The following is a 15,981-nucleotide window of genomic DNA, read 5'->3' on the forward strand; positions in this document are numbered from 1 at the left end:
AGCACCGCCTTTGCTCGACAACGGCGTCTGAAAACCCCAACTGCCCCGATTTACGGTTCATTTCGCCTCCAGCTATATATTGTATTACTATTGGTAATATAATATAGCATCATAAAAGCAATTATGCAAAGCTTTCCTTGCAATCGGGAGAGGAAATGCTAAACTTGATTATCGGCAAGTTTGACGCCCTACTGTTGATTCAATGAAAAATTACCGGTTTTCCGTGGTCGTTGAAAAAGACCAGGATGGATACACCGCCTTCTGCCCTCAACTGCAGGGTTGTTATACTCAGGGGGACACTTATGAGGAAGTTCTCGGAAGTATAAAAGACGCGATCCGGCTTCATGTGGAAGACAGGAAGGCCGAAGGAGAGGACATACCGCAGCCTGAATCTGTGAGCCTTACGTCGCTTGAACTTGCTTTATGAACGAGCGGCTCCCGCGTGTCACCTCCGGCCAAACGGAAAAAGCGCTGGAAAAATCAGGCTTCTTCCTCTCAAGACAGAGCGGCAGCCATAAAATTTATAAAAACGAGAGTGGCGCCAGGGTCACCATCCCCCATCATGCCGGCAAAATCATCCACCCCAAGATTCTAAAAACATCTTAAGGGACGCTGATATGACCGTGGAGGCGTTCAAGGATCTTTTGTAATACGCCGCAAACGCTTCCTCGCATTGCGTTTGCAATCGGGAGAGGAAATGCTAAACTTTAGATAACAGGCGTGCGCTCCAAGCCCGCTCCCATCGGGGCGGGCGGTTTTTTTGGTTCGCGGAGAGGTGTCCGAGCGGTTGAAGGAGCCGGTCTCGAAAACCGGTGTGCGGGAAACCGTACCGTGGGTTCAAATCCCACCCTCTCCGCCAATTTTGCTCCAACATCAAAATATCGCCTTCTCCAGCGTTTTTATCACATCCAACGACGGTTCTATCTCTTTTACCAGCCAGCCTATCAGGTCGCCTTCAGTGACCTTTTTCGCGGGATAGGTTTTCATCACGTGGAAGCCTTTCATCTTTAACAACTCTGCGTGCTCATGGTCCGGCGGAAATCCGGAGGGGACCTTCTTTAATTTTTCACCCCCCAGTTCAAATCCGGCTTTCTCCGCCTTTTTCACGGCGCGGGCCAGCTCGCCCCCTTTTTCCGCCACGAACCTGCGGTAAAATCCCAGCGATTCAGGGGCGAACATGTACAGGCCGGAGCCGTACAAAAGCTCCTTCGCGTCCAGGTGGAAATAAACGCCCGGGCATGCCAGCTTCTCCCCCGGCCCAGCCCACATGAAGGCAGCCGCATGGGTCTTGTACGGGCTCTTGTCTTTCGAAAACCGCGTGTCCCGGTTGATGCGGAATATGGAGCCGTTCACCCTTGGATCGGCGCGCAATCCAGGAACTTTGCGGGCCAGGATCGGCCCTATCGCCGCCACCATATCTTTTAGCGGTTCAAGGAGGTGTTTTTGATAGTCCGCCTTGTGCGCTTCGTACCATTGTTTGTTATTGTTGCGCGAAAGCCCGGAAAGGAATTTCAGCGCTTCGGCCGGGAAATGGAAAAACTCGTCCGCGCTCTCCTTTTTCTTCGCCATTTAAGACTCCCCCAAGTAAAAAGGGCCGGGATCATCGCCTCCCGGCCCGCCGTTGCCGATCAGCCGATCACTCGTCTAGCTTGAGCGATTCCTTGGTCTTCTTCTTTCGCTTGGCCTCTTTCTCCTTGTACTTGTCCACACAGGAGCCCTTGTCCACCATCACGCATTCCAGATACTCGGTGATTTCAATAATGGTGGCGCGGATGGCCTTGCCCGCCGGGGTCTTTTCCTTGCCCCCCAGCGCGCCTGAGAATCCGGATTTGCTGAATCCCAGGCTAAGCCCGCCGCCGCTGGCCTTTCCCTCGATGGTGCGGGAATACTCAACGTCCCCGGTGGTGGTGTGGATGACGCGAAGGTCCACGGCCAAGTAGGCGTCTTCCTTGGAGCCGCCGACGGATATCCCGCCGAAGCTGATTCCGCCGCCGGTCTCCGCCACATCTTCCTCATACGCGGTGACGGTGGCCGTCACAAGGTAATCCGCGCCGGTGAGCTTCCCCATTTTCGCCCCCTTTTTGGGGGCCACGCGGCCAGACGCCGCCAGGTCCTGCTCGGCGGTCACCGCTCCGAGTTTCTGGCGCTCCACAACCTTGAATTTTCCCGACGACGAAAGCTCGTTTGAAAGCATCCCTGCCAGGTCATGCCCCACACCGCCCCGCCACCAGGCGGCTGACGTGTGATTTGTGAAATCATTCACACCGATTGATATTTTGTCCGCCTTGGCTGTTCCCGCCATGGCCGCAAGCAGAACGAACGCAAAAAGCATCAGACGCGAAGCTACTTTCATAATTGTCTCCCCTGCAATCTTGGACTTTTGATTCCGCCGTATTCCACCCTTGCGGCGCGGCCAGATTATATCACGCCGGTAATATAAGGAGCCGCAATTTAGCGCCGCCGCGCTAATTCCATCTCCGCAGTCGCCGGATTCGGCCGGACAACCGCGGTTTCTCCCGCCTGCAGCCCGGCTATCGTAAATGTCCTCTCCATTCCGGATTGGCGGTAAATCGCGGTCACGGCCTTAACCTCCGGAGGCATTTTAATCTCCTCGAACACGGCAAGCTTGCCGCCCGGCGTTGCGGCCCTCCATGTTTTGTCAAATATGGCGGCTCCATCCGCCGTGACGGCAAGGCTGGCCTCACCCCATACATCCATGGACACGGCAATACGAGCCAAGGACGAGTCCGCAAGCTGCGCCTGATGGTTTTGCCACAGGACTCCGGGGACTATCGCAAGCGACACGAAAAGAATGAGAACACCGGCGTATCGTAATATTTGCGTGGCCTTGGCAGATCCACTCCCGTCCCGCGTGACAAACAGGACACGGCTCCTGTCCACCTTTTTGCGAAGATACGGTTTGCGCAAATGATCGAATCGTAAAAGGGCAAACGTGCCCCCCAATCTGCTTTCGCATGAAGACGGATCGCAGGAGGCGACGGAGACCATCTCAGCGCCGTTTTTCACATCATCTTCGATCCATCGCGGGTGAAGCTGCCCGGCGCAAATGAGCTTTACGATTTGTACGGAGCCTGAGTCGTTTGCCACGTAATTTTGCGCGTTCTGGCATTGGTATATTATTCTGCCCCCGCCGGCCTTTAGATAGTCCCCCGCCTCGCCGCGTATGTCCGCAACCGGACGCGACGGCATGTCCAGCGCCGCGAAACCGCATGAACCTACGCACACAGCGCACCCGACGCATCTGGCTTCATCTATCACCGCCACCCACGGATGCCTGTCCGCCGAAGGGAGAGGCTCCATGGCGATTGCCCGGTATGGGCAGTCCGCCGCGCACAGCCCGCACCCGACGCATTTGTCCGCATAGAGCCGCACTATCTCCTTTTTCTCCCTGATGAACATGGGAACGCATAGCAGGGTGGCGAGAAGCATTCCAGCGGCCCCCCATGCGCCAAGGCCTGCGCCAGGGTGGATGGGCCACATCAATAACCTGTCGAAAGGGACGGGGCCGGCGGCGCTGAAAAAATCGGCCTTGGCGGCGCTTTGAGCCGGATACGACAGTGCCGCTATCAACAAGCCCGCCGCTATGGCAGCCATCAGGCTCCTCGACGGCCACAACCGGGGCATTTTCAGCCCCCGCAAATGACCGGTGAACAGCGCCAGGGCCACTATGGGCGGCACAAGGTGCCCCGCCAGCAGCAAGATCATCGTCCTTGGCGTTATCTCATTATTGACAAGGAAAGCCCGGCCTGCCTCCGCGCCGAAAAATTTTTCGAGCGCCGGGGAAACCGCGCCTAGTATAGCCTGGGCCCTTTCGTCCATGGGAAGGGTATATCCACTCAGCCCCTGCCACGCGATAAACAAAAGAAGCGTCACTCCGAATGTCCACGCCCCCCATCTTCCCTTTGTGAATCTTTTCAGAAAGAACACCCTGCCCATGTGCAGAATGGCGAAAAGGGCCATCAGGTCCGCCGCCCCCCTGTGGACCGAGCGAGAAACGCCGCCAATAGAAACACTTTTCGATAGGCCATCGAGAGTTTCGTAGGCGGCCGGGAATTCCGCCGGGTATTCGTAAAACATGATAAGCCCGGTGCCCATCAGCGCGGCGTACAGGAAAAATGCCGCCTGCGCGGCCTGCGCCGCGAGGTTAAGCCTGGGGGAAAACAAGCGGCCGAGCGCCGCTTCCGCATTGCGGAACAGGTTGTTGGAGATATCCATCAGTTGGGTGATTTTGTGGAGATGGGACTGGGCATTTATCGGCGCGCCGTCTAGTTGCGGGATTCCCACACGGTCAACGCCCCCCACAATACGGCCGCAAGGAACGGGATGTAGAAAAATCCGGCCCTCTCGTCCGCCATTCCCAACGCCGTCTCCGCGAATCTGGACGACTGCAAAAATGCGCACAGCCCAGCCACCCCCAACAGCACTGGAACTGCCCGCAATATACGCCCGGATCCCCCTTCTATTATCACCGCCACTCCCGCCACAGTGGGCACGGCCAGGGTGATGCCTGCTATCAGGCTGAAAGGAGCCCATTTATCGTTGGCCAGGGCCCTGTCCAGGTACGCTTCGCCGAAATTGAACAGCACAAATCCGAAGGCCATGCCTGTGAACGCGGCAAGCAAGGACGGCGAACGCCCCTTTTTCAAATATACCGGGGCCAGGTTTATCAGCGCCGGGGCCAGCATGGCGGACAACGCGCCATAGGATCTGGCCGAGCCGAAAAGGCCGATATCCCCGGTCCTCACGATCGAATCTACGAAGGCCGCGAACAATCCAGCCAAAGCGGCGGCCGCCACAGGTTTCACAAGGTCAGAGCTTATTGAAAGTCCGCTCTGCGAGGAATGCGTCTTGAACGAGGCTGTCTTGACGGCAACCTCATCGCGCTTTTCCTTGAGCATCTCTTTCTCCCGCTCAAGACGCTTCAGCTCCCACTCCAGCTTTTTCTTCTCCCCCTCCACCTGCTTCTTCTCGCGGATGACTTTCGCCTCCCCCAGGTCCAGGTATTTGGCGAATACGGACTTGATCTCCGAAACGGTCTGGAACCTGGCGTTGGGTTTTTTCTCCACGCACTGGAAAATGATGTTCATCAGCGTCCGCTCCACCCCCTCCAGGGCAGGCGGATGGACCTCAAAATGCATCTGGATCATTTCCTTTGCGGTCTTCGCCGGAAACGGGTGCCGCCCGGCGAGAAGTTCGTACAGCGTCAGCCCCAGCGCATAGATGTCCGCCCTGGCGTCCGGCGTGGCGCCCTCAAAAATCTCCGGGGCGATGTATGGAAGGGTGCCCATTATGGTCTGTTTGCCGGCGGCCTGCGAGGCGATTACCCGGGCGATGCCAAAGTCCATCAGCTTTATCGAGTTGCGCGCCGGGTCCACCATGATGTTGGCAGGCTTTATGTCCCTGTGGATCACATGGTTTTCGTGGGCGTATTCCAGCGCCTCGCTCACCTTGTAGCCAATCTGGGCCACGAGCTTTGACGGCATCTTTTGGCCGGGGAAATTTTTCGCCAGCGACTCTAGCGTCTTGCCGTCCACAAGCTCCATGAGCAGGAAAGCGTACTCCCCGTCATGCTCGAAGTTTATCAGGCGCATTATGGAAGGGTGGGTCAGCTTCATGGCCACCTGGGCCTCGGACTTTAGCTGGTTGACCGCCTTTTCGTCGGCGCTCATGCTTCGTTTAAGCAGTTTTACGGCGATTTTCTGCCCGAGCTGGTTGTCAAATCCCGCGTACACCGCCCCCATCCCGCCTTCGCCGAGCTTGGCGGTTATGGAATAGCGCGACTTTAAGGACGTTCCCGCCGCAAGCTCTTTTTCCGCCGGCTGGCCCACGGAGGACGAGTCGAAAGACATGGTCTTGTTGATGTTGTCGGCGAGAATCTCGGTCTGCTTAGGGTCCATCGCGTTTTAAATGCGGCGCATTCCTTAATGTGGGGACACCTCATACATGGCCAGGCGCCAGTACGCCTGAATTGTATCACCAGGCGGTGGGCGGGGGAATAATTATCGGAGCGAAGGCGCTTTGTGAATCAACGCCTAAGGCGCGTCACTTCACCTTCACGCTCTCGGTCACGTCTCTTTTCTTTGTGCTTTCCTGCACCAGCGACGGATTGATGTAAAGCCCGCTGTACGCCTTCACGGCCTTCTCCCACGGAAGGAATCCTTCGCGGGATATCTTGACGCCGTGCACCCCTTCTTTGAGGGTCACTTCCAGCGGTGTGACGCCGATGAAAACGCCGTCAACCTCTATGTCACACCCGGAGGGGTTGGACTCCACAAGCACGGACACCTTCCTTATCATGTATGGCGTTGGCGCCAGAGTGGCGGCCGCTTCGCCTTCCTTGGGCCTGGTCTTCAGGTTGACGGTGGACTCGGCCCCTCCACCGCTGGCAACCTCCGCAGTTTCCGGCTTTGCCGGAGCGGGCTCCGCCTTTTTGGCCTCTTCAGCTTTCGGGGCTGATTTTTTTGTCTTGCTCTTTTTTGTGCTCTTCTTTGCCGTGGCCGGTTTCGCGGCTTCCGCCTTTGCTTGCTTGGCGGGCTCCTTCTCAACCTTGGCCTGCGCCCCTTCTTCCGCCGCTTTTTCCTCGGCGTACACCGGCAGGGTGACACAAAGCAACAAGGCCAAACATACCGCCGCTAACCGGATCATGGTTCTTCTCCCGCGCTTTAATTTAGAAGGGCGACTCGCCCGTTAACAGTTTTTCCAGTTCCTTGGTCATCTTCAGGTTGTACGAGCATGACGAAAGTATCAACGGGCTGTTGATATCTATCAGCCTTGCGTTGATTATTATGCTTTCCGCCGTGGCAACATATGTGCCCGCCAGGATGGCCCGGGCGTTGGTCTTGCCCAGAAGCTCCCGCGCGTTGCGGGAAAGGATCAGCTCGCCAAGCTCCTCGCGAACGAAGATGTCCTTCCCCTTCCTGATTTCCGACACGGTGAACCCGGCGTGATGCAGTTCGTTGAGCAGCCTTTCGGCCAGCACCCTGCCGAACACCGACGATTTTGTGAGATTGTTCAGGTCCACGAACGTTGTGACCACGATGGGCTGGTTGACCACGTCCCGGTTGCGCAACTGGTCGAGAAGCATATACGCCAGATACCGCGCCCCGAACTGGTCCCCTCTTCCGCCCAGGTCCGGGCCGCCACCGGCCCATGTTGCGCAAGACTGCAACGACAGGGCGAAAACACCGATGGCAAGATATACGATTTTCCGCATTTTATCAGAATCCTTCCACAGTCTCGGCCGGAGGCACCGCCGTCACTTCCTTTTCCAGAAGGCCGGCGATGAACTTGTTGCGCGGCCCGGCGTCCACGATAAGCTCCCCCACACCGGTGACAGTGTGGCTCCTTGCGTTAAGGAACCGGCCGTTCACCACCACGGTGTCCCCGGCGCGGGTATATGTGCCGACGATCACCGCCTCGGCCCCCCGATTGGCCATCAGTTGGCTCATCTCGCGGGACAGCCCCATCTCGCCCGCGCGCACGTCAACGTATATTTCCGGTGTGGCGCGAAGCTCTATCACGTTATAGCCGAGCGTGGAAAGTTCCGTCATCAGTTGCTCGGACATGAACTTGCCGAACTGGCTGGAGCGGTACATGTGGTTTATGTCCACAAACGTGGTGACGGCCACGGTCTTGCGCCCCAGCGACTCGGGCGGATTGGTCTCCGCCGCTTTTTCCGCCATCGTGCGGATCATCCCCTGCAACACCTCGGCGTAAGGATCCATCTCCGCGGACACTTTCTTCCTTATCTGTATAGTGGAAGCGGCCTGGGAGCCGTCCCCCTTTTCATCGTCGGCTAAAATGGAGGAAAGGAACTTGTCCCCCCGCACGTCCATCATCGTGGAGGCCCCGGCGATCACCGACGAATTTTTCAGGTCCACCAGCCGCACGTTGATGAGGATCTGGTCCCTGGATTTGGCGAAGGTGCCAACCATCACAGCGTCTGCGGAAGCCTGTGCGGCGATCTTTTTTAAGTCCCGTGAAAGGGCAAACTCACCTTGGTTGTCCTTTATGAAATAATCGCCGGTCTTGCGGGCCTCGATCATCTTCATCCCGCTCTTGTCCATCTCCGTCATAAGCTGTTCGGAGCATATCCGGCCGAAGCTTGTGGGCTTGTATATGTTGTCCACCGGGACGATGGTCGTCATCAGCGCCACAAGGTCCCCGCGGCCCGCGGCCCTGCTTTTGTCTCTCAACTGAAGCGCCAGATGCTTCATCTTCCACACGAAACGCTGGGTGTACACCTCCGCATATGGCGGCCACTGGTTTGGCCCGCCGAATTGCTCTTCCTTGAGTATGGTGGACGGCTTCAAGTCGGCCTGGAAATCAGGGTCTTTTGAATAAGCGCAGGACGTAGCCAGCGCTGCTGCGGCCAGACATGCAGCCGTTTTGGACATGACCTTTTGCAGTCTTTCCATATCAGTCCCCGCTCCGCACTTTGACAACCGGCCTTGAACGGCTGGAGTTGCGGTTCAAAAGGTCGCGAATGTAATCGTTCTGGCTTATGTTGGCCACCATCTGCCCAACGGCCTCCACCCTGCCCGATTCCACGCCGATAAGGCGCGAGCTGACGACAACTTCCTCGCCAACTATTGTGAACGTGCCGGTGACGACTGCGTCCACCCGCGACGCTTTCATTATCTCCGCCGATTTGCGGGAAAGATAGAACTCCCCTTTTTCCTGGATGATCTCTATGTCCTTGCGCTGGCGTATTTCCCGCACCTTGAAGCCAAGCTTGTAAAGCTCCGCCCCCACCTGCTCGGCGACGAACCTGCCGAACGACGTGGCCTCGTCTATATTGTCCAGGTCCACGAAGGTTGTGACGGCGATGTTCTTGTCGTTCGGGTCGAAGTCCCGCAGCCGGTTGGTTATCTCAATGGCGATCACCTGGATGCGCTGGTTGAACGCTTCCGCCTGGCTGTCGGGTGCAAAACCTTCCGGACGATGCAGGGCGCACGAGCTGACAAATAGCGCCGTTGCGCATGCGAAAGCAACAAGCAATCTGTGTATTCTCATCACCGTTTAGGTTAATTTAAATTAATGTGCGCAAACTTAGAGGCAATTACGCACAATTACAGCAAAATTAGCCAAATTATAGCATAATAATCGGCGCCCAATGGAATTAACTTGAGTGAAAAGTGTTGCGTGACGCGGAAAGGATAATATAAACTCATTAACTTGAAGCCGTGGCCCCATCGTCTAGCGGTCCAGGACGCTGCCCTCTCACGGCAGAAACAGGGGTTCGATTCCCCTTGGGGCTACCAATTCAGGCTTTAATATTTACCGCCGGGCCATCACTTGAAAAACGGCTAGCGCCTTTCCAAGTCCCAGATGTCAAACTCCAGATTGCCTAGATTGTCCCGGGCTATTTTCACAGGATAGACCGCCCCCGGCTGGAATTGCGGGATGTTCACAATGCCCACCACCTTCCTTAATGTCATCTGATAGGGGGAGCCGGACTGCGGACGCACGTCCAGCAACATTTCAATTTGCGGATTGCGGTTTATATATGTCCCGGTTTCGGCGACTTGCAATATCGTGGCCTCGCCGGGGTTCCCATTTTTCAATAAATCCTCATTGGGGGCCAGGCCGTATGATTTTGAAATCAACCGTATCAGGAATCTGAGGAAGGGAATCCATAGCGCCAGCAGGAGCGCCAACAGGGCGACTCCGCCACCTATGACCAGCACCCAATTCAAAGGCGTGTCTTCCAATTGAATCATTTCTCATTCCTCCAGGTTGTTACCATGCAGCCTCTCCGGCCCTACGGGGCTGGATTGGAACGTTGCCTGCGCCCATGACCGCCGTCAAATTTCAAGCGGCTGAAATATCCTTTCATTGGCGGGGGGAAGTTTGCCGTCACCTGCGATGAATTCCAGGGACTTGTCGTCAAAAAGCACTTTCCAGCCCATCTTCTGGCAAATCATCTCAAGCTGGTCCTTGGCGCACGCCACATCGCCGTCTATGTCGCATACCGGCATGCTTGAATCCGCGTACTGCCACCGGTGTCCATCTTCTATAGGGACAAGTGAAAGCGTCGCTTTGATCATTCCGTCGTTCCCCACCAACTCAGCCTTGACTGTCATGTCCAACCCTTTCGATTTTGATAATGACCGGAGCTTCCCCAAGCCCTTACTTCGATTATCCGCAAACAGGGGCCGGAAGGTAAATCCAACCCAGGTTGTAATTTCATGTTTGACAGGCGCCCCATGGCCGGATTTCTTGTCTTGACGGCCTCCGAACGGCGCGTTACGATTCCCCATTGATTTTTCAGACAGTCGTGGTAATTCAACAGCCGTCCACAAAACGGAGTTTGCGAGGATTTATGACAAGGTTTTTCATCGCGTTCTTGATCGCGGCGGCGGCGGCCCTGGCGCCCGGCGCGGCGGAAGCCATACCGGCCTTTTCCAAAAAATACGAAGTGGCCTGCTCCGCTTGCCACAGCTCCTGGCCGAGGCTTAACGACTATGGGATGAAATTCAAGATAAACGGCTACCAATTGCCCGACTCTGAAGACGGCGGGCAGACGGCAAAGCTCAATCCCGGCGCGGGAAACCTTTTTCTGGACATCGGAAAGGCCAACCCTCCCATCTCTATGGCAATGGACGGCGGAATCACTCTGCTGCAAAGCGAAAAGGCCCTCGCAGGCGACAGGAACAACCAGTTTTTCTGCTGCGTCAACGGCGTGTCCGTCACGGCGGACATGGGCGGGACTGTGGCGCCCAACATAGCTTACTGGCTGTCTTTGCCGTGGGGCAAGGAGGACGTATCCCAGGCGAACCTGCGGTTCGTCAACTGGTTCGGCCCCGGGCTTTTTGGAATGGACATCGGCGCCATGAAGGTGGTGGACTATGACGTGGTGGGGGCCGGGCGCGAATGGTTCGGCTCGCCTCTATTCGCTTTTTACGGCCATCCGGGCAACTCCGCTTCCGGTGAAATGGGCATGACCGCTGTCCACAACGACACCGGCGTCCGGGTGTATGGCCGCCCCTCATTTGGAATGTTCAGCTATGAGGCGGGGATGTACACAGGATCGCAGTTGACCTCCATGGGCGAGGACGACGCCGACAAGGCGTTCACCGCCATGGGCCGGGTGGACACGGAGAAAGTTGCTGTGTCACTGCGGTACTGGACGAACAAGACCGGCCTTATGGACCAGACGGTGACCACTGCTGACGGGCAGACCCTGGTGTTCGCCGCGGACAAAAGGAATCCGGACGAGACGACGCAGGAAATAATCCTTTCGGCCCGGTACAGGCATCCGTACTTCGAGGTGGACGCCACTTTGGACAGGGTGTCGTTCACCATGACCGATTCGGAGCTCACCTCCTCCGACGGGACCGTGCACACCCTTTCCATGTCCGGGATCAACCGGACGGGGATATCGGTGAGCGCTTTGTGGTTCGTCAACAACTGGATGGAGACGGGGCTGACATACGGCCAGTCCAAATACTCCGATTACGACCAGACGGTGGACGGAATAAGGACGGCCTACACCGGCTATCCGGTGAGTATGTTCCAGTGGCGCCTGCTCATCAAGCCGGCCGCGAACATGAAACTGGCCTTTGAGGCGCAGGTGGACACTTCTTCCGAAGATTCCCGCAAACGATCCGACGGCACATCGGCCGATCCGGACAACAAGTTCATCCTGCAATGGAGCATGTCGCTGTAAGTCGGCGGCTCGATGTTCCGGGACGATAAATGAGCGGGCACGGCGGATCCTTTAAAGTTATAATTCTGGCTCTTTTGGCCAACCTTGGCATTGCGCTGTCCAAATTCGCCGGGGCTCTCTATACAGGCAGCGCCTCGCTGTTCGCGGAGGCGATCCATAGCTCTGTTGACTGCGGCAACCAGGCGCTGCTTTTGGTCGGCATTAAAGCTTCCGCGCGTCCGCCATCGCCGACGCACCAGCTTGGATACGGCCGGGAGGCTTTCTTCTGGTCGTTCATGGTGGCGATAATGCTTTTCACCCTCGGCGGGGCGTATTCGGTGTATGAGGGCGCCCACAAACTTTCCGCGCACGAGCCGATTGAAAGCCCGGTTGTGGCGCTTGCGATACTTGCGGTGGGCGTCGTTCTGGAGTCCATTTCGTTCAAAGCTTGCCTGAATGAAGTCCGGCAGATCAACCGGTTCGGCGGCATGTGGGAATGGTTCAAAAAGACCACCAACACCGACCTTCTTGTTGTGTTCACCGAGGACCTTGCGGCTCTTCTGGGGCTGGTGATCGCCGCCTCGTGCGTGACCGCCTCATGGATAACCGGCGATTCGATTTATGACGCCGCCGGCTCGATTATCGTCGGAACGTTGTTGATCGTGGTGGCCGCGACGCTGGGGGTGGAGATTAAATCGCTGCTTATCGGCGAATCTCCCGCAACCGACTACCGCCCCGGCATCGAGCCTATCATGGCAAAACATATCCCCGGCGGAAAAGTCATTGCGCTTATCGCCCTTCAAACCGGCGCCTCCGAAGTGATGGTCAGTTACAAGGTGACGCACGGGCGGATCAGCGGAGCGCGCGAACTGATCGATGCGATAAACGCCGTGGAGCGGGACGTTAAAACCGCCTTCCCTGAAATCCGCTGGCAGTTCGTGGAGCCGGACATACAGGAGTAGCGCCTCACTCCGGCTTTCTGGCGCAGGCCAGTATCATGTGGCTCACCGGCCTGAATAGCGGTTTGGTCATCCTGGCCGCCTTGAAAGCAACCCTGTACAGCAAGGGAAACGAGGCGAGTTTAAGATCGAGGTTCAAAAAACGGCTTATTCCCTGCGCCACATGGATGGGACGGATGCCGCATACCTCGAATCCCGCAATCAGGAGCTCGTTGGCCAACTCATTTCTTGTCATCCGCCACTGATAGAACCGCAGTTTGCCATGAGCCTGTTCCGGTCTGGCCGGCGGCCGCCTGAAACAGTCCGACAAAACATCCCGGATCAGGTGGCGCGGGTTGTGGAACGGAACCGACATGAACAGGTATCCGCCCGGTTTTAGCATACGCAATGTTTCCTTTAAAGGCTGCCCGAACCCCGCTTCATAATGTTCGAATACACCCCAGGATATGACGGCGTTAAAAGAGCCGTCCTGCGCGTCAAGCGAGCGCACATCGGCGATTATGAATTTGTTCCCGGGAAACATGGCTTGAAGCTTGGCCACGGTGGCGGCGCTGATGTCCGCCCCGGTTACGTCATGGCCCATGGCCGCAAGCCACACCGTCCATTCGCCGGTTCCGCATCCGGCGTCTAGTATGTTGGCGTTAGCCGGCAATTTGTCCATGAACGGCTTTATGGCTTTCCACTCGTCCGACGCGCGAAGGTCCGCGGGGTTGATTCCCTTTTCAGCCCATCTGGCGGTCCAGAACCGCTCTATGAAATCCGTCTCCCCGCCACCATGGCAGTCTTCGATGTAATCCTTTTTCATCGGTTGATCTTTGCGCCTTAAAGCTTTACTTTCCCTCGCTTGACTGCATGCTCAATCAATCCAGCCCCTCTCTCACTTCGCCATCTCCGCCACTTTCACAAGGTTTGTGGTTCCGGCCTTGCCCAGCGGGGCTCCGGCGATGATGATAAGGTTTGCCCCCGGCGCGGCCACTCCATGTTCCCTTGCGCTTTTCAACGCCAGCCCGTCCAAAAGCCCGGCGTCTTCCACTTTCGGTATCGGCCCCGGAATGATCCCCCAGCTAAGGCTGAGTTGGCGCAAGGTATAAGGCTCCGCGCTAAGCCCCAGAATGGCCTGCGGCGGCCGGAAGCGGGAGACGAGCCGGGCGGTGGCGCCGGAAGTTGTGAACGCCGCTATGGCGGAAGCGCCAAGGTCGCGCGCCAGCCAGCAGGCGGCGTGGCTTACGGCGGCGGCGGTGTGCGACACCAGATCGGCATCGCATCCGTCAAGGAAACCCTGGCTGTCTATCATCGGTTCGGTGGCCCGGGCGATCAGGTCGAGCGTCTTTACCGACTCGACAGGATACTCCCCAACAGCGGTCTCGTCGGAGAGCATCAACGCGTCCGTCCCGTCGAGAATGGAGTTTGCCACGTCGGACGCCTCCGCCCTTGTGGGGCGGGGATTTTTTATCATCGATGTGAGTATCTGCGTGGCGGTGATCACCGGTTTTCCCGCCATCCGCGTGGCGTGGATTATTTCTTTTTGCGCCCGGGGCACCCGCTCTAACGGCATTTCCACCCCAAGGTCCCCCCGCGCCACCATTATCCCGTCGGCCAGCTTTAGTATCTGCTTGAGGTTGGCCATCGCCTGCGGTTTTTCTATCTTCGCCAGGATCATCGGCCGCACACGCCTTTCCCGGATGATCTGGACCGGCTCGGCCAGGTCCTCCGCCGACCGGACGAACGACACCGCCACGAAGTCCACCCCCATTTCAAGGCCGAACATGAAATCGCGCCTGTCTTTTTCCGTGAAGGCCTCGATGCGCAACGGGCTGTCCGGGAAATTCACCCCTTTGCCGGAGCTTATCACCCCGCGGTTCTTTACGCGGGTGATGATCTGGTCGCCGCGTATTTCTTCCACCTCAAGCTCGATCATGCCGTCGGCCAGGAGCAGCCTTTCGGAAGGGGCCACATCCTGGGCAAGATACGGGTAATTGACCGGTATGGCGCCGTCCCGGCAGGTCTCCCCGGAGCATATGGCCAGCGCGTCCCCTTTTTCGACGGTCAACGGCTCTTCGAGCTTGCCGACGCGGATTTTGGGGCCGCAAAGGTCCTGTAGCACCCCGACAGGCTTGCCGGTCTTCTGGGACAGTTTCCTTATAAGGCCGATGGAGGCGCCGTGGGACTCGTGGGAGCCATGGGAGAAATTAAGCCTGAACACGTCCACCCCGGCCCTTATCAATTCCTCCAGCTTTTCTTCGGAGGAAGACGATGGGCCGATTGTCACTACTATTTTGGTGTTGCGTCTCATCAAGCCGCGCCGGATCCCTGTATTTTGATCGTCATATAAACTCTTCCGGCTTCATATTTATTTCTCCTCAAGCGCCTGCTTAATAGCGAGAGCTTAGCACAACCTCCCCCTTAAGGGGGGAGGGGTGAAAATGGCGATGCTATCTTAACTATGCAAACTCTCCTTGATGACAGTCCATATTACTATCTATCAGTCCGCGCCGCCATCAAACCCGCTCCTTGATCCTCTTGTACCGCTTTAGCCGGAACGTCTCCTCCCTCCCTTTTTCCTCCAGGCGGTTGACGATCTCGTTCATGTCGCGGCGGATTTGCGGCTCCACCTTGCGCTCCAACGCATTCACCCGGCGCGTGGCGTTCTTGATGGCGCTCCCCACGCGCAAAAGCCTCGCCTCGGCCACGGCGCTTTTTGCAAGCGCTCCTATGGCGTCCTCGAATAGCCCCGCCGCCTCGTCCACAGCCGGGCTGCGAAAGCCGGGGGCGCTCCCCCGCTCGTGCGGCCCTCTTTTCAGGTCCGCCATGTCTATGGACGGTATCTTCACCCCCCACACGTTTTTCGTGGAAAGGTCGAACGATATGTCCCGCCCTGCGGCCAGCGCCTGGGTGGTCAGGTTGTGGCCCGGCTCCATGGCCCGCGCGATGGCAAGTATGCGCTCCGCCGCCAGAAGCTTGTCGTCCAGCGTTGTGCGGGCGGACATCACATCCTCCACCGCCCCCTTGAACTCCTTTAGAAGCGCGTCCCGCTTGCTGGTGAGAATGCTGATCCCGCGCACCACAAGCTCCCGCCTTACGCGTAGCCGCAGCAGTTCAAGCCTGCTTGTTTTCACCTGCGCCATTGTTCAGCGATCCACAGATTGTGTTCACTATGGATTCTATTCCCATTAACAAAAGGGCGCAATGATGGCCGGGCTTTCCACACTGGGAGTCAATCCCTTTTTTAGTTGAAACTCCCGGCATGACCGTCACGCCGCTTTCACCATTATCTTCCCCGCCAGAGCCCGTTTCATGATCTCACGCAGTTCCGGCAGGTGTTTATAACCGCTCACTTTCCTCAACCTGGGC

Annotated in this window: 16 protein-coding genes, 2 tRNA genes and 1 pseudogene; 6 read left to right on the forward strand and 13 right to left on the reverse strand. The window is 57.3% G+C overall.

Annotated features, from left to right (window positions below; all coding sequences use genetic code 11):
- Positions 1 to 202: 202 nt before the first annotated feature.
- From HZB29_08315 to HZB29_08325, 3 genes are all read left to right on the forward strand, one after another.
- A complete protein-coding gene (locus tag HZB29_08315) occupies positions 203 to 427 on the forward strand; it encodes a type II toxin-antitoxin system HicB family antitoxin (GenBank protein ID MBI5815600.1) in 225 nt (74 codons plus the stop codon).
- Positions 424 to 606 (forward strand): type II toxin-antitoxin system HicA family toxin, encoded by a 183-nt coding sequence (locus HZB29_08320; GenBank protein ID MBI5815601.1) that lies wholly within the window; start codon positions 424 to 426, stop codon positions 604 to 606. Before HZB29_08315 ends, HZB29_08320 begins: the two co-directional genes overlap by 4 nt.
- 163 nt (positions 607 to 769) lie before the next feature.
- Positions 770 to 859: transfer RNA gene (locus HZB29_08325), tRNA-Ser, on the forward strand.
- A 14-nt stretch (positions 860 to 873) separates the two neighbouring features.
- Here HZB29_08325 and HZB29_08330 read toward each other — a convergent pair.
- The 8 genes from HZB29_08330 to HZB29_08365 all read right to left on the reverse strand — a co-directional run bounded on the left by HZB29_08330 (position 874) and on the right by HZB29_08365 (position 9,036).
- Positions 874 to 1,569, reverse strand: coding sequence for a DUF2461 domain-containing protein (locus HZB29_08330; GenBank protein ID MBI5815602.1), 696 nt, complete (start codon positions 1,567 to 1,569; stop codon positions 874 to 876).
- A gap of 67 nt (positions 1,570 to 1,636) precedes the next feature.
- Positions 1,637 to 2,353 (reverse strand): penicillin-binding protein activator LpoB, encoded by a 717-nt coding sequence (locus tag HZB29_08335; GenBank protein ID MBI5815603.1) that lies wholly within the window; start codon positions 2,351 to 2,353, stop codon positions 1,637 to 1,639.
- 98 nt (positions 2,354 to 2,451) lie between these two features.
- Entirely contained in the window at positions 2,452 to 4,305 is a 1,854-nt protein-coding gene (locus tag HZB29_08340; GenBank protein ID MBI5815604.1) for a cytochrome b N-terminal domain-containing protein, read from the reverse strand.
- A complete protein-coding gene (locus HZB29_08345; protein ID MBI5815605.1) occupies positions 4,287 to 5,918 on the reverse strand; it encodes a serine/threonine protein kinase in 1,632 nt (543 codons plus the stop codon). Before HZB29_08345 ends, HZB29_08340 begins: the two co-directional genes overlap by 19 nt.
- Before the next feature lie 145 nt (positions 5,919 to 6,063).
- Positions 6,064 to 6,666 (reverse strand): PEGA domain-containing protein, encoded by a 603-nt coding sequence (locus HZB29_08350; protein ID MBI5815606.1) that lies wholly within the window; start codon positions 6,664 to 6,666, stop codon positions 6,064 to 6,066.
- A gap of 22 nt (positions 6,667 to 6,688) precedes the next feature.
- Positions 6,689 to 7,234 (reverse strand): hypothetical protein, encoded by a 546-nt coding sequence (locus HZB29_08355; GenBank protein MBI5815607.1) that lies wholly within the window; start codon positions 7,232 to 7,234, stop codon positions 6,689 to 6,691.
- A 4-nt stretch (positions 7,235 to 7,238) separates the two neighbouring features.
- The gene (locus HZB29_08360; GenBank protein MBI5815608.1) at positions 7,239 to 8,438 is read right to left on the reverse strand and encodes a hypothetical protein; all 1,200 of its coding nucleotides are present in this window, start codon (positions 8,436 to 8,438) and stop codon (positions 7,239 to 7,241) included.
- A 1-nt stretch (position 8,439) separates the two neighbouring features.
- A complete protein-coding gene (locus HZB29_08365; protein MBI5815609.1) occupies positions 8,440 to 9,036 on the reverse strand; it encodes a hypothetical protein in 597 nt (198 codons plus the stop codon).
- A 172-nt stretch (positions 9,037 to 9,208) separates the two neighbouring features.
- Between HZB29_08365 and HZB29_08370 the strand changes: the two genes are divergently transcribed.
- Positions 9,209 to 9,284: transfer RNA gene (locus tag HZB29_08370), tRNA-Glu, on the forward strand.
- Positions 9,285 to 9,329: 45 nt separating this feature from the next.
- On the opposite strand, the gene HZB29_08375 is transcribed toward HZB29_08370, so the two are convergent.
- Together HZB29_08375 and HZB29_08380 are read right to left on the reverse strand one after the other, a co-directional pair.
- Positions 9,330 to 9,743: a hypothetical protein gene (locus tag HZB29_08375; protein MBI5815610.1), complete on the reverse strand. Its 414-nt coding sequence runs from the start codon at positions 9,741 to 9,743 to the stop codon at positions 9,330 to 9,332.
- Positions 9,744 to 9,827: 84 nt separating this feature from the next.
- Positions 9,828 to 10,106 (reverse strand): hypothetical protein, encoded by a 279-nt coding sequence (locus tag HZB29_08380; protein ID MBI5815611.1) that lies wholly within the window; start codon positions 10,104 to 10,106, stop codon positions 9,828 to 9,830.
- Positions 10,107 to 10,345: 239 nt separating this feature from the next.
- Here HZB29_08380 and HZB29_08385 point away from each other — a divergent pair, with 239 nt between their 5' ends.
- Both HZB29_08385 and HZB29_08390 read left to right on the forward strand, forming a co-directional pair.
- Positions 10,346 to 11,692, forward strand: coding sequence for a hypothetical protein (locus tag HZB29_08385; protein ID MBI5815612.1), 1,347 nt, complete (start codon positions 10,346 to 10,348; stop codon positions 11,690 to 11,692).
- Positions 11,693 to 11,721: 29 nt separating this feature from the next.
- The gene (locus HZB29_08390) at positions 11,722 to 12,633 is read left to right on the forward strand and encodes a cation transporter (GenBank protein MBI5815613.1); all 912 of its coding nucleotides are present in this window, start codon (positions 11,722 to 11,724) and stop codon (positions 12,631 to 12,633) included.
- Positions 12,634 to 12,637: 4 nt separating this feature from the next.
- Here HZB29_08390 and HZB29_08395 read toward each other — a convergent pair whose 3' ends face one another.
- From HZB29_08395 to HZB29_08405, 3 genes and pseudogenes are all read right to left on the reverse strand, one after another.
- Positions 12,638 to 13,435, reverse strand: a complete 798-nt coding sequence (locus tag HZB29_08395; GenBank protein MBI5815614.1) for a methyltransferase domain-containing protein — start codon at positions 13,433 to 13,435, stop codon at positions 12,638 to 12,640.
- Between the two features lie 72 nt (positions 13,436 to 13,507).
- On the reverse strand, positions 13,508 to 14,923 hold the full coding sequence (pyk, locus tag HZB29_08400) for a pyruvate kinase (GenBank protein MBI5815615.1): 1,416 nt from the start codon (positions 14,921 to 14,923) through the stop codon (positions 13,508 to 13,510).
- A 205-nt stretch (positions 14,924 to 15,128) separates the two neighbouring features.
- Positions 15,129 to 15,755: pseudogene (locus HZB29_08405) on the reverse strand (V-type ATP synthase subunit D).
- Positions 15,756 to 15,981 lie beyond the last annotated feature (226 nt).

This window comes from Nitrospinota bacterium (assembly GCA_016235255.1).
Taxonomy (GTDB): Bacteria; Nitrospinota_A; UBA7883; order UBA7883; family JACRLM01; genus JACRLM01.

What these genes read in the sequence shown, in the direction of transcription:
- HZB29_08315 (MBI5815600.1), top strand. Translation starts at nt 203, where the DNA reads ATGAAAAATTACCGGTTTTCCGTGGTCGTTGAAAAAGACCAGGATGGA.
- HZB29_08320 (MBI5815601.1), top strand. Translation starts at nt 424, where the DNA reads ATGAACGAGCGGCTCCCGCGTGTCACCTCCGGCCAAACGGAAAAAGCG.
- HZB29_08330 (MBI5815602.1), bottom strand. Translation starts at nt 1,569, where the DNA reads ATGGCGAAGAAAAAGGAGAGCGCGGACGAGTTTTTCCATTTCCCGGCC.
- HZB29_08335 (MBI5815603.1), bottom strand. Translation starts at nt 2,353, where the DNA reads ATGAAAGTAGCTTCGCGTCTGATGCTTTTTGCGTTCGTTCTGCTTGCG.
- HZB29_08345 (MBI5815605.1), bottom strand. Translation starts at nt 5,918, where the DNA reads ATGGACCCTAAGCAGACCGAGATTCTCGCCGACAACATCAACAAGACC.
- HZB29_08350 (MBI5815606.1), bottom strand. Translation starts at nt 6,666, where the DNA reads ATGATCCGGTTAGCGGCGGTATGTTTGGCCTTGTTGCTTTGTGTCACC.
- HZB29_08355 (MBI5815607.1), bottom strand. Translation starts at nt 7,234, where the DNA reads ATGCGGAAAATCGTATATCTTGCCATCGGTGTTTTCGCCCTGTCGTTG.
- HZB29_08360 (MBI5815608.1), bottom strand. Translation starts at nt 8,438, where the DNA reads ATGGAAAGACTGCAAAAGGTCATGTCCAAAACGGCTGCATGTCTGGCC.
- HZB29_08365 (MBI5815609.1), bottom strand. Translation starts at nt 9,036, where the DNA reads ATGAGAATACACAGATTGCTTGTTGCTTTCGCATGCGCAACGGCGCTA.
- HZB29_08375 (MBI5815610.1), bottom strand. Translation starts at nt 9,743, where the DNA reads ATGATTCAATTGGAAGACACGCCTTTGAATTGGGTGCTGGTCATAGGT.
- HZB29_08380 (MBI5815611.1), bottom strand. Translation starts at nt 10,106, where the DNA reads ATGACAGTCAAGGCTGAGTTGGTGGGGAACGACGGAATGATCAAAGCG.
- HZB29_08385 (MBI5815612.1), top strand. Translation starts at nt 10,346, where the DNA reads ATGACAAGGTTTTTCATCGCGTTCTTGATCGCGGCGGCGGCGGCCCTG.
- HZB29_08390 (MBI5815613.1), top strand. Translation starts at nt 11,722, where the DNA reads ATGAGCGGGCACGGCGGATCCTTTAAAGTTATAATTCTGGCTCTTTTG.
- HZB29_08395 (MBI5815614.1), bottom strand. Translation starts at nt 13,435, where the DNA reads ATGAAAAAGGATTACATCGAAGACTGCCATGGTGGCGGGGAGACGGAT.
- pyk (MBI5815615.1), bottom strand. Translation starts at nt 14,923, where the DNA reads ATGAGACGCAACACCAAAATAGTAGTGACAATCGGCCCATCGTCTTCC.